At 65.8% G+C, this 12,185-nt stretch carries 6 protein-coding genes; all 6 read right to left on the bottom strand.

The features are described from left to right. Positions 1–8: 8 nt before the first annotated feature. Positions 9–686, bottom strand: a complete 678-nt coding sequence (locus ABIA30_RS18790; RefSeq protein WP_370068076.1) for a maleylpyruvate isomerase N-terminal domain-containing protein — start codon at positions 684–686, stop codon at positions 9–11. Positions 687–982: 296 nt separating this feature from the next. Beyond that, positions 983–1,891, bottom strand: coding sequence for an alpha/beta fold hydrolase (locus ABIA30_RS18785; RefSeq protein ID WP_370068074.1), 909 nt, complete (start codon positions 1,889–1,891; stop codon positions 983–985). 30 nt (positions 1,892–1,921) lie between these two features. Then, positions 1,922–3,508, bottom strand: a complete 1,587-nt coding sequence (locus ABIA30_RS18780; protein WP_370068072.1) for an acyl-CoA carboxylase subunit beta — start codon at positions 3,506–3,508, stop codon at positions 1,922–1,924. 12 nt (positions 3,509–3,520) lie between these two features. Then, positions 3,521–8,995 (bottom strand): polyketide synthase Pks13, encoded by a 5,475-nt coding sequence (pks13, locus tag ABIA30_RS18775; protein WP_370068070.1) that lies wholly within the window; start codon positions 8,993–8,995, stop codon positions 3,521–3,523. 58 nt (positions 8,996–9,053) lie between these two features. Continuing rightward, on the bottom strand, positions 9,054–10,946 hold the full coding sequence (gene fadD32, locus ABIA30_RS18770; RefSeq protein ID WP_370068068.1) for a long-chain-fatty-acid--AMP ligase FadD32: 1,893 nt from the start codon (positions 10,944–10,946) through the stop codon (positions 9,054–9,056). A gap of 217 nt (positions 10,947–11,163) precedes the next feature. Then, a complete protein-coding gene (locus ABIA30_RS18765; RefSeq protein ID WP_370068066.1) occupies positions 11,164–12,180 on the bottom strand; it encodes a cutinase family protein in 1,017 nt (338 codons plus the stop codon). Positions 12,181–12,185: the final 5 nt, after the last annotated feature.

Raw genomic sequence — 12,185 nt, 5'->3', positions numbered from 1 at the left:
GAGGTCGGTCAGGCGGCGGGGACGGGTTGGTCGTCGTCGCGGGGACCGAGAAAGCCGAAGCAGTCGACCATTTGGGCCGTGGGTGTCGCGGTCCAATCCCACGCCGCGATCTGGCCGCGGGAGCGACGACTGAACATGCCACGAAGCAATTCGTAGCCGTCGGCGCGCAACTCGGACGTGGGTGCCCCCGATCCGCACAGCCATTGCCGGCCTTGGTCGTCATGAACGGTCACCGTTGCGATGTTCTGCAGACGTTCGTCGAGTACCAGCATCATCACCTCCAGAAACGGTTGCTCCCAGTGCTGTCGGTCCACCCTGCCGAGCCCCAGCGCTTCGCACAGGTCCGCTTCATGACAGATCAGGTCCGCGGCGGCATTCGGTCCGCAAAACCGTTGTCCGACAAGACCCGCCTCGATCACCGGTGCGACTTGATGCCATTCGGTGAGTAAGTCGTGCACCGGGCGGTGACGACGTTCGGCGACGTGCCGTTCGGTCCAGGCCGGGCTCGCAACCCCGTCCATTCGTCCGACGGCAGCGTCGGCCGCCACGCCCACCAGATGGGCCAGTACTTCGTGCACCACCCAGCCCGGCGTCGCCGGCACGCGAACCCGCAGCTGCTGGTCGCCGAGCGCGGCGGCTACTTCGGCAACTCGACTGCGGGCAGTTCGATAGACCACCTCAAGCATGGCCGGCACCCAAGATGACCGCCCGTCGACCTCTGGTAACCATCGCAACGTCCTCCGTCCGTGCGGTTTTCGACCCGCACAAAGACTGACGGTACCCCAATTTTAAGAAATATAAGACTAACTTAAGATAACTCTAAGGTTTACTCGGTGGGATGAACGTGGGACCAGCTACCGTACGCAGCCATTCAACCGATGGATCGGCGACACCACCCGGCCGAGGTCGCTCCCGCCGCCGCGGCAAAACGGCAGTACCGCACAACACCTTTGGCATCCGCGCCCTCGCGGGTGAGTGTCGTTCAGCTCCCGGGCCGGTTGCGGGGTTCCGGCGACCCGATGAATTCGACCCCGGCATTGATCGCCGGACGGTGCCGCAGAATCCGGTAATGCGCCAGGCGACCCAGCCCACGGGTGGTCTGCAGCCGTGACCCCGGCCAGGCATCTGCGATCCGTTGGCTTTCGCTGTACAGACTGTCCGGATCATCGGGGTCATGCACGAGTAGCAGCGGCGGATGGCCGGTGCGCGCCGCTATCTGGTCAATGTCAGTGTCCAACAACGGCATTCCGATCCGTCTATCGAGACGGCGGTGCATACGGTCACGGATCCGCCTGCCGAATCCGTGCCGCTGCGCGAAAACATCCAGATACCAGGAGAATTCACCCATCGGCGCCAAGAAGACCAGACGCTCTACCGCTGCTCCCCTGGCCACCGCGAGAGCCGACGCCTTGGCACCGAGCGAGTGTCCGATGATGGCCCGCGCCGGGCCGTGCGCCTGAACCATGGCACGCACCGCTTCGGCGCATTCGACAATCGTGCTGCGCCCCGGCGCGAGGGCTCCGGCGTCCGAATCGTTGTGACTGGGTAGGTCGAAGGCGATGACCCGATGGCCGGCCTCGACGAGCGGTTTGACGAACACCGCCATGTGCGCCCGGCAGCCGCCCCACCCGTGCACCAAGTAGACCGGCGGACCATCGCCCCAGGACTCACCCGCGATCCGATGCCCGTTCCAGAACGCTTCGACCGGGGTACTGGGCGGGACGCCCGGCGGCATCTTCAGACTGAGATCCACCGACGGTGGCGTGCACCATAACTCCGTCGCCCACCGGGCACCGATTCCCGGTGCGAGTCGCTCCAGCCACCAGAACGCCCTACGCACCCTGGGAGCTATCGGCGGGTGGACCCCGGATTCATTACCCGGATCCGTCACAGCGCATCCCCCTCCTTTGCGAGCGAAAGGTTACAGCGGGGTCAGGCCGTGCTTGCGCTGCACGCGGTCGTGCTTCTGCTTGTCGCGCAACAACTTCAGCGACTTGCGCAGCAGCAACCGAGTTTCGTGAGGTTGGATCACCGCGTCGATATAGCCCCGCTCCGCGGCGGTCCACGGAATCGCCAAGTTGGCGTTGTAGCCCTCGATGAAGTCGGCCTTGATCTTCTGCACCTCCGGTGCAGTCGGATCGGGGAAGCGCTTCACCAGCAGCTGCGCCGCGCCCTGGGCACCGATCACCGCGATACGCGCGGTGGGCCAGGCGAAGTTCAGGTCAGCCGTCAGCTGCTTGGAACCCATCACCGCGTAGCCACCGCCGTAGGCCTTACGAATGACGAACGTCACCTTCGGCACATCGGCCTCGACGACCGCGTTGAAGAACCGGCCACCACGCTTGATGATGCCGCCCGTCTCCTCCGCCACACCGGGCAAGGCGCCAGGCGTATCGACCACGAAAATCAAAGGCAGATTGAAGGAGTCGCAGAATCGGATGAACCCGGCAGCCTTGTCGGAGGCCTCGTTGCCGATAGCCCCGGCCATGAACAGCGGCTGGTTCGCGATGACGCCGACCGGCCGGCCGTCCACTCGGGCGAAGGCAGTGATCATCTCCGGGGAGCGCTGCTCGGCGATCTCGAAGACATCACCGTCATCGAACATGCGCAGCAAGATATCCATCATGTCGTAGCCCGCGTTGTCGGCGTCCGGCACGATCTTGTCCAGCTCGAAGTCGCTCGCGGTGAGCTCGGGTTCCAGGCCCGGATTGACCACCGGCGCGTCGTCAAACATGTTGGCGGGCAAGAAACTCAGGTAGTCGCGCACGTACTGGAAGGCGGCTGCCTCGTCTTCGACGACCTTGTGGATGTTGCCGCGCTGAGCCTGGACGTCCGCGCCACCGAGCTCATCGAAGGTCACGTCCTCGCCGGTGACGTCCTTGATCACGTCCGGTCCGGTGATGAACATGTAACCCTGGTCGCGCACGGCGACCAGCAGGTCGGTCTGGATCGGCGAATACACCGCACCGCCGGCGCACTTGCCGAGGATGATCGATATCTCGGGCACCATGCCGCGCAGCATCTCGTGCCGACGCCCCAACTCGGCGTACCAGGCCAGCGAGGTCACCGCGTCCTGGATGCGCGCGCCGGCCGAGTCGTTGATACCGATGATCGGGCAGCCGACCATGGCGACCCACTCCATCAGCTTGGCCACCTTGCGGCCGAACATCTCACCGACCGAACCCTGGAACACCGTCTGGTCGTGGCTGAACACCGCGACAGGCCGGCCGTTGATGGTGGCGTGGCCGGTCACCACGCCGTCGCCGTACAGCGCGTTCGGATCGCCCGGCGTCTTGGCCAGCGCACCGATCTCCAGGAAGCTACCCGGATCGACCAGCGCGTGGATGCGCGCGCGAGCACTCGGGATGCCCCTCTTCTCGCGCTTGGCGACGGCCTTCTCGCCACCGGGTTCCTTGGCCAGCTCCAGCCTTTCGCGAAGCTCGGCCAGCTTTTCGGCAGTGGTGGCGGGGGACTTGACGACGGTTGCCCCAGTGTCTTCCAAAGTCATTGGTTCTCCTACCTACTCGCCGGCCTGGATCTGATTGATGGCTTCGCTCATGTGTGCACCCACCTTGGCGATGTACGGCTCGTCGATGGCCTGGATGTGCTCACCGCCAATATGCACGATCTCGAGATTCGGGACGAACTCGCCCCAACCGCCGTCCGGCTGCCGGGTCGCGTACGCCGGTTCGAAGGTGATGGCGTCATCTTGGTAGCGGTCTGCCATGTAGAGCACCACCCGCCCGTCGTAGGGCTTGATGTCCACGACGTCGAGCGCGCGATTGTCCAAGTAGGACGTGCGCTGGTGTTCGACGATGCCACCCGGAATCTGCACTCCGGCATCCCTGACCGCGTTCAGCACGAACTGCACCTGGCCGGAGTCGTCGAGAACTTCGAGTTCCTCGTACGGGATCGCCGGGATCTGCACGTTGAACGTCTTCTCGGCGAACTTGGCGTAGCGGTCCCAGCGCTGGCGGGTGCCTTCCTTGGACGTGTCGATCGGCGTGCCCGGACGCACGCAGTCGATGTTGCCCACCAAAGCCACCTCGGCGCCGGCCTGCTTCAGACCGATGGCGCAGGCGTAAGCCAGCGCCCCACCCAGCGACCAACCGGCCAGGATGAACGGCTTGCCCTTCTTGCCATCCACCCAACCATTGAGCTCCAACAGCTTCGGCACGTACTGGGTTGCGCGCTCCTCGATGGTTCCTTCGACCCGCTCCAGACCGATCATCGGCGTCCCTGCCGGAAGGCGGTTCAGCAGCGGTTCGTAGACGACAGTCGAGCCGCCGGCCGCGTGGAACACGAACACCGGCACCTGATTGTCGTTCTCGGCGGCGCGGATCACCCGGACGAAGCCGTCCAGCTCACCGGCCTCCAAGAACTCGCGGACGGTCGTCGACAGTTCCTCGATGTTCTGCGCCTTCTTCACGTCATCGAGCGTGATGGTGCCCTCGACGCGCTCGGAAAGGCGCCGTGCCATCTTCTCGGCCTGCTCATCGGTGATCGCCGGGAGCACGTTGAAGATGCCCCCCGGCGACTTGCCGGTGACGATGGCCCAGGTCGCGAAGGTGACCCGCTCGGCGGCATCGCGCGGCGGCACATCGGAATTCAGTGCCTCGGCGACGGCCTTCTGGTTCAGCACATCGGCGGCCGCCGCGACGGCACTCTGCGAAGGCTGGGCCGCAGCAGGTCCCGACGGATTCGTCGGCGGCGGCGGAACAGCCGGGCCCGACGGGTCTGTCGGGGGCGCCGGGAGGTCCGCTTGCGGAGCGGCTACGGCCGCGGCATCGGGCTCGGTCTCAGCGACGGCGTCGTCCTTGGTGGCTCCCAAAGAATGCCCGGCCTCGGCCAATTTGGCTTCCAGCTCGGCGACCGTCGTTGCGCCACCAAGCATTTCGGCCTGCGCGGCGGCAATTTCCTCGGAGCTCTGGCCCTTCTGCGCCTCGGCGAGCTGACCGACCTCGTCGCGGTGCTCGATCGCGTACTGAATCAGCTTTTCCACCGCGTACAGATTGGCGTCGCGCACGGCGGTCAGCTGGATCGGCGGCAGGTCGAAGTCGTACTCGACGCGGTTCTTGATCCGCACCGCCATCAGCGAGTCCAGACCCAGCTCGATCAGCGGGACCTCCCAGGGCAAGTCCTCGGGCTCATAGCCCATGGCACCGCCGACGATCGCACCCAACCGGTCCGCGATGGTCTCACCGGAATCCGGCGACCACTTCTTGAAACCGGCGGCCAAGCCGGCGCCCGCGGTCAGGCTGTCCTGCAGGATGGCGGCGTCATCTTCGGGTTCCGGTGCGGCAACGGCAGTTTCAGCTGACGCGGTCCCGGCACCGACGGCAGTCGCGAGTGCGGCTCCGCCCATCGCAACTGGAAGACCAGCGCCGGTGCCGCCGCGGCTGACCACCGCGTCGTACACCAGGGTGAACGACTCACCGATCCGGGCGTGCACCTGCACTGCGGCGCCACCGGGGTGGCGGGTCAGGGTGGTGACCAGGCGCGAACCCTCGGCCGGGATGGCCCGCTGCTCGAACGCGGTCAGCGCGGCATCCGGAAGCACCTGCACCGCAGCGGCTTTCACCAGTGCAGCCAGGGCCGCGGCGTCGGCGACCCCGCGGGGCGCGTACTCCCAGACATGCTTGCCGTCCGGGGTGGCCACGTGGCTTCCCGGCACCATGGCCGAGTTGTCCGCAGAGATATGCGTATCCAGCCAATGGGGCTTGCGCTTGAAGCGGGTCGGCGGGATCGGCGCGTAATCGGTGGTCGGGTCCTCAGCCGGCGAGAAGAGCGTCCGGAAGTCCAGATCGTGGCCATGCACGAACAGCTGCGCCATGGCCGCAGTCATCGAGTCGACCTCATCCTGCTTGCGGGCCAGAGTCGCGATCAGCTGACCGTCATGTAGACCGGCCGAAGCGGTGGTGAGCCCAACCTGCATGAGCGCCACCGGGTTCGGGGCAAGCTCCAGGAAGGTGGTATGTCCGCTGTCGACGGCGTTACGAATGCCGTGGGTGAAGTAGACGCTGTGTCGCAGTCCCTTTTTCCAGTACTCGACGTCATGGATCGGGTCGCTGCCCGGGCGAATATAGCTGCCCTCGTGGACGGTCGAGTAGTAGCCGGTGGCCAGCGGGTGCGGCTCGATGCCCTGGATCTCGGCGGACAGCTCGCCCAGCAGCGGGTCCATCTGCTGAGTGTGGCTGGCACCCTTGGTCTGCATCTTGCGGGCGAACTTGCCCTCGGCCTCGGCCCGGGCGATGATCGCGTCGACCTGCTCCGGCGGCCCACCGATGACGGTCTGGGTCGGAGCGGCGTAGACGCACACTTCCAGGCCCGGGAAGTCGGCGAAGACCGTCTTGATCTCCTCGGCCGAGTACTCGACCAGTGCCATCAGGCGGATGTACTCGCCGAACAGCATGGCCTCGCCTTCACCCATCAGGTGGGCACGCGAGCAAATGGTCCGGGTGGCGTCAGCCAGCGAGAGGCCACCGGAGAAGTAGGCCGCGGCCGCTTCACCGAGCGACTGACCAACCACCGCACCAGGCTTCGCGCCGTGTGCCTTCAGCAGCTCGCCGAGCGCGATCTGCAGGGCGAAGATCACCGTCTGGACAACCTCGATGGGGTATTCACAGGTCTCGTTGGTGTAGTCGATGGCGTCGTCGAGAATCAGCTCGACGACTGAGTAGCCTCGCTCATCCTGGATGTGCGCATCGACCTTGTTGATCCACTCGGCGAAGATCGGATCGTTGAGGTACAGGCTCTTGCCCATCTTGCGATGCTGCGCACCGAAACCGGCGAGCACCCAGACCGGGCCGTTGGTGACCGGGCCGTCGGCGGCCAGCACCAGCGGGTTCTGCTTGCCCTCGGCCAGCGCCCGCAGGCCCTTGACCGCCTCGTCGTGGTCGTGCGCGAGAATCACTGCGCGCGAACGGCCGTGGCTACGGCGAGACAATGAGCGGCCGATGGACTCCAGCGAATGGGTCCGGCCCTCTTCGCTGGCGATCCAGTCCGCCAACTCGGCCGCGGCGGCCTTCTTGCGTGAGGTGAGGAAGCCCGAAACTGCAAGAGGGACAATGCGCTTGACCGGCTCAGCATCTTCCAGCTCAGAACGGGCAGCCTCGATCAACTGCAGCGCCCGGTCGGTCAGGCCGGGCAGCTCGGGCTCGGCAGCAGTCTCATAACCGTAGAACTCGGCGTCACCGCGCTGGTCATCCTCATCATGAACGAACTCGCCGTACTCATCCATCCGGACCCCGCCGACGTACACGGCGTTGGCGTCATCAGAGGACTTTTCCTCGGCCACAACCTCTTTCGGCTCCGGTTCGACCAGGTCACTGGGCAGCACCTGGCGGATGACGAGGTGCGCGTTCGCGCCACCGAAGCCGAAACCGGACACGCCGGCGATGGCGTGGCCGCTGTAGCGGGGCCAGTCCGACAGCTCGGCGTTGACCTTCAGGTGTTCCTTGTCGAAGTCGATGTACGGGTTAGGGCCCGCGTAATTGATCGACGCCGGCAGCTTGTCGTGGTACAGCGACAGTGCCACCTTGGCCACACTGGCCGCGCCTGCGGCCGACTCCAGGTGTCCCACATTGGATTTCACTGCACCGAGCAGTGCGGGCTTCTCGGCGGCGCGACCGCGACCGATGACTCGGCCCAACGCGTCGGCCTCGATCGGGTCACCCAAGATGGTGCCGGTGCCATGCGCCTCGATGTAGTCGACGGTCTTGGGGTCGATACCGGCGTCCTTGTACGCCGTACGCAGAACCGCTTCCTGCGCATCGGGATTCGGCGCCAGCAGACCATTGGACCGGCCGTCGTGGTTGACTGCGGACCCCGCGATGACGGCGAGGATCTCGTCGCCGTCACGGCGAGCGTCGGCGACCCGCTTGAGCACGATCATGCCGCCGCCCTCTGAGCGGGCGTACCCGTCGGCATCGGCGCTGAACGACTTGATCCGGCCGTCCGGCGCCAGCACGCCGCCGACCTCATCGAAGCCGATCGTCACGATCGGGGTGACCATGGCGTTGACCCCGCCGGCGAGCACCACGTCAGCCTCACCGGAGCGCAGTGCCTTGACGCCCTCGTGCATCGCGACCAGCGAACTCGAGCACGCGGTGTCGATGGACATCGACGGCCCGCGGAAGTCGAAGAAGTACGAAACCCGGTTGGCGATAATGGAACTCGCGTTGCCGGTGATGGCATACGGGTGCGCGGTCGTCGGGTCTGCGACCGCGAGAAACATGTAGTCGTTGTTGGTACTTCCGACGAACACCCCGACCGACTCGCCGCGCAGTGCCGACGCCGGGATGCGAGCGTGTTCCAGTGCCTCCCAAGTCAATTCGAGCGCCATCCGCTGCTGCGGATCGATGTTGTCGGCCTCCATCTTCGCCAATGCGAAGAACTCGGCGTCGAAACCCTTGATGTCGGACAAGTAGCCACCACGGGTCCGGGCCTTGGCCACCCGCTCGGCGATCCGGGGCTCGGAAAGGAATTCTTCCCAGCGACCTTCCGGCAGATCGGTGATGGCGTCGCGGCCTTCCAGCAGCGCGGCCCACATCTGGTCCGGAGTGTCCATGTCACCCGGGAACCGGGTGGCCAAGCCGACGATGGCGATGTCCACCAGACCGTCGTCGTCGACGTCGCGGGACCAGTCTTCGGCCTCGGCGGCGGCAATGTCTTCCTCGGGCTCGCCGTCGATGATGACTTGGGCCAGCGACTCGATGGTCGGGTGCCGGAACGCCACAGTGGCGGTCAGCGTGACACCGGTGAGGTCCTCGACGTCGGAAGCCATGGCCACCGCGTCGCGCGAGGACAGGCCGAGTTCCACCATGGGGGTGGACTCGTCGATCTTGTCCGGCGACTGGCCGGTGGCATTGGCCACCCAGTTGCGCAGCCACTCGCGCATCTCTGGCACCGACATGCCATTTGCCCGCTCGGCAACCTCGCCCGAGGCCTGCGGCGTGACGTCGATTTCGTTCGAATTGTCTTCGGTGTCAGTCATTTTCACTGTTCACTTTCGCCGCCGGGCGGCCTTGGTTCTGGCCGGGGATGCTGCCGAATCAGGTCAGATCGTCGGGGAATGCGTTGGCCACCCTGCCGCTGCGCAGCGTGCCGTCCAGGTATGCCGAACGGGTGGCGCGGCGACCGATCTTGCCGCTGGAGGTACGCGGGATGGCGCCGGCCGGGGTCAGCAGCACATCGCGGACGGTGACGCCATGCCGCACCGCGATGGCGGCACGGATGTCGTCGATGATCGGCTGGGTCTCCATCTTGTGCGCGCCGGGGGCCCGTTCACCGATGATGACCAACTGCTCGGAGCTGTCGTCGGGGTCGCGCTTCAGGCCGGCATGGGCGTCCGCGAAGACCTCGTCGGGCAGCTGGTTGGCCGGTACCGAGAACGCCGCCACGTACCCGACGCGCAGTGCCTTGCTGGCCTCCTGCGCCGAGTACTCGAGGTCCTGCGGGTAGTGGTTGCGGCCGTCGACGATCACCAGGTCCTTGACCCGGCCGGTGATGTACAGCTCGCCGTCGTGGTAGGCGCCGTAGTCGCCGGTCCGCACCCAGGTGGCACTGTCTTCGGAGCCCTCGGCGTGTGACGGGGTGGTCCGCGACTTGAGGGTGTTCTGGAACGTCTCGACGGACTCTTCCGGCTTGCCCCAGTAGCCGGTGCCCATGTTGGCACCGCTGATCCAGATTTCACCGATCTGGCCGTCGGGCAGTTCGGTGGCGGTTTCGGCGTCGACGATGACGGCCCACTCGTCCACGCCGATCTTGCCGGCACCGGCCTGTGCGACCGCCTTCGGCGAGTCGTCCGGGACCACGACGAAGGTGCCGGTGTTGAGCGCGTCGCGGTCCACCGACACAATGGTCGGCTCGTCGGCCGACGGCGTGGTGGACACGAACAGTGTGGCCTCGGCCAGGCCATAGGACGGCTTGATGGCCTTGGCCGGGAAACCGAACGGACTGAACGCCTCGTTGAACCGACGCACGGTGGCCGCCGAGATCGGCTCACTGCCGTTCAGCACGGCCTTGACGTTGGACAGATCGATCGACCCGGGGCCCTCCTTGGGCACACCGCGGGCCGCAGCGTGGTCGAAGGCGAAGTTCGGGGCCACCGAGATGGTGCCGCCGGTGTCGCCCTCCTTGCGGGCGAGCTCGCGGATCCAGCGCTCGGGCCGGCGTACGAAGGCCGCCGGGGTCATGAAGGTGAAGCTGTGGCCGATCAACGGGGCGATCAGCGCGGTGATCAGGCCCATGTCATGGAAGAACGGCAACCAGGACAGCCCACGGTCACCCTCTTCGCCCTCGAGCGCCTCGACCACCTGCACCACGTTGGTGGCCAGGTTCAAGTGCGTGATCTGCACGCCGGTGGGGATACGGGTGGAACCCGAGGTGTATTGCAGGTAGGCGACAGTGTTCTCGTCGACATCGTCGAACGGAATCCAGGTGACTGCCACCTCGTCCGGGATGGCGTCGACGGCGATTACGCGCGGACGCTCGTTGGCCGGTCGGCTGCGAAAGAATTTCCGTACACCCTCGGCAGCCGCGGTCGTGGTCAGGATGGCGGCGGGCCGACAATCGTCCAGCACCGCGTGCAGGCGGCCCACGTGGCCCGGCTCGGACGGATCGAACAACGGCACCGCGATGCGGCCGGCGTACATGGCGCCGAACATCGCGACCAGGTAATCCAGGTTCTGCGGGCACAGGATGGCGACCCGATCACCCTGCTGGGTCACCTGCTGCAGTCGGGCGGCCACCGCCTTGTTGCGGGCGCTGAACTGCGACCAGGTCATATCGCAGGCAACACCGTCGCGCTCGGTGGAGAAGTCCAGGAATCGGTAGGCAAGTTTGTCGCCGCGCACCTTCGCCCAGCGTTCGACGTGTCCGACGATGCTCGCGTTATCGGGGAAGGTGATCTTCCCGTTCTTGATGAACGGGTTGTGGAACGCCATCAAACTCTCCTGTCACAGCCCTGTTGTGGCACAGCCCATCTGCGTCACCGGACCGGAAAATCCGTTGACCAAATCGGAGCCAAATCCTGAGAATCGTACCGGTCAGTAGCGATGTGCCATGCCGAGATCCGCAGGTCGGACGCCAAACTTGCTCTTAGTTATCTCTTAATGTTAGGTGACCGCCGCACGCAGGCAAAATCGCCGCGCCAACATCGAATCAGCTGTGCGAGGGGTGCGGCGCATTGTCCATCAACTGTTTGGCCCAATCCAGCGTCCATTGGGTCGCAGTCTTGCCGTCGAGCATCCAGAACTGGGGTGTGTTGTACAACGCATGCACCGGCCCCGCGGTGCTGCCGCTGAGGGTCTGCAGGGTGGCCGGCAAGTTGGCCACGTTGAACGCCTCCGACGGTGCGGCGCAGATCAAGTCACCGGTGCCGCAGATCTCGTTGGTGCGGTCATTGAGCGCACCGAACCCGCCGTCGCGTGGGCCCGTCATGGTCAGACCCAGCGGCCCCAGCACCGGCAACTCGTGCAACGTGATCTCGGCGCCCTGCCCCGGCGGGTTCGGGCCGATGTCCTGGCCCACGCCCTCCTGACGACGGCCGTCGGCGATCAACGTCACACCGAGCACCAGATCCTGGTCGATCGGTCCGCGGCCGTTGCCGATGTCGCTGGCGATGTCGCCCGCAATCACCGCGCCCTGCGAAAAGCCCATCAGCACGAAGCTGGTCAACGGGCAGCGGTTGTTGATGTCGGTGATCGCCTTGAGCGTCGCCTTGGTGCCCTCGGCCCGGCTGTCGTTGTAGGACATCTGATTGTCCGCGGCGAACGGGTTATGGAACTGCGCCGTGTACGGGATGGTGTACTGCGCCAGCCGGTCAGGACCGAATTGCTGAGCCAGCGGCCCGGACACGTTGAGCAGCAGCTCGCGCGGGAAGGTTGCAGCCGGGTTGTTCGGGTCCAACTGGCGCGACGATTCCCAGGTACCCGGCACGATGATCGCCTGCACGTCCGGGCAATCAGCCGACTGTGAGGACGGACGCGGTTTGGACGTCGACGACGGATGCCCCGGCGTCGACGGCACCATCGACGGCACCGAAGGGCCGGCCAGCTGATCGGGTTTGCGGATCCACGTCACGATCGCCAGCACCACCACGATCACCAGGACAGCAACTGCCGCCGCCGCTGCTACGGCGAGAATCCGGTGACGGTTGCGGCGGGGCTTCTTGGGCATGCAGT

Origin of the sequence: Mycobacterium sp. MAA66, assembly GCF_041261665.1 — a bacterium.
Taxonomy (GTDB): Bacteria; Actinomycetota; Actinomycetes; order Mycobacteriales; family Mycobacteriaceae; genus Mycobacterium.
Note: the sequence above shows the minus strand (reverse complement) of the source record. Positions and strands in the feature narration are given on the sequence as shown.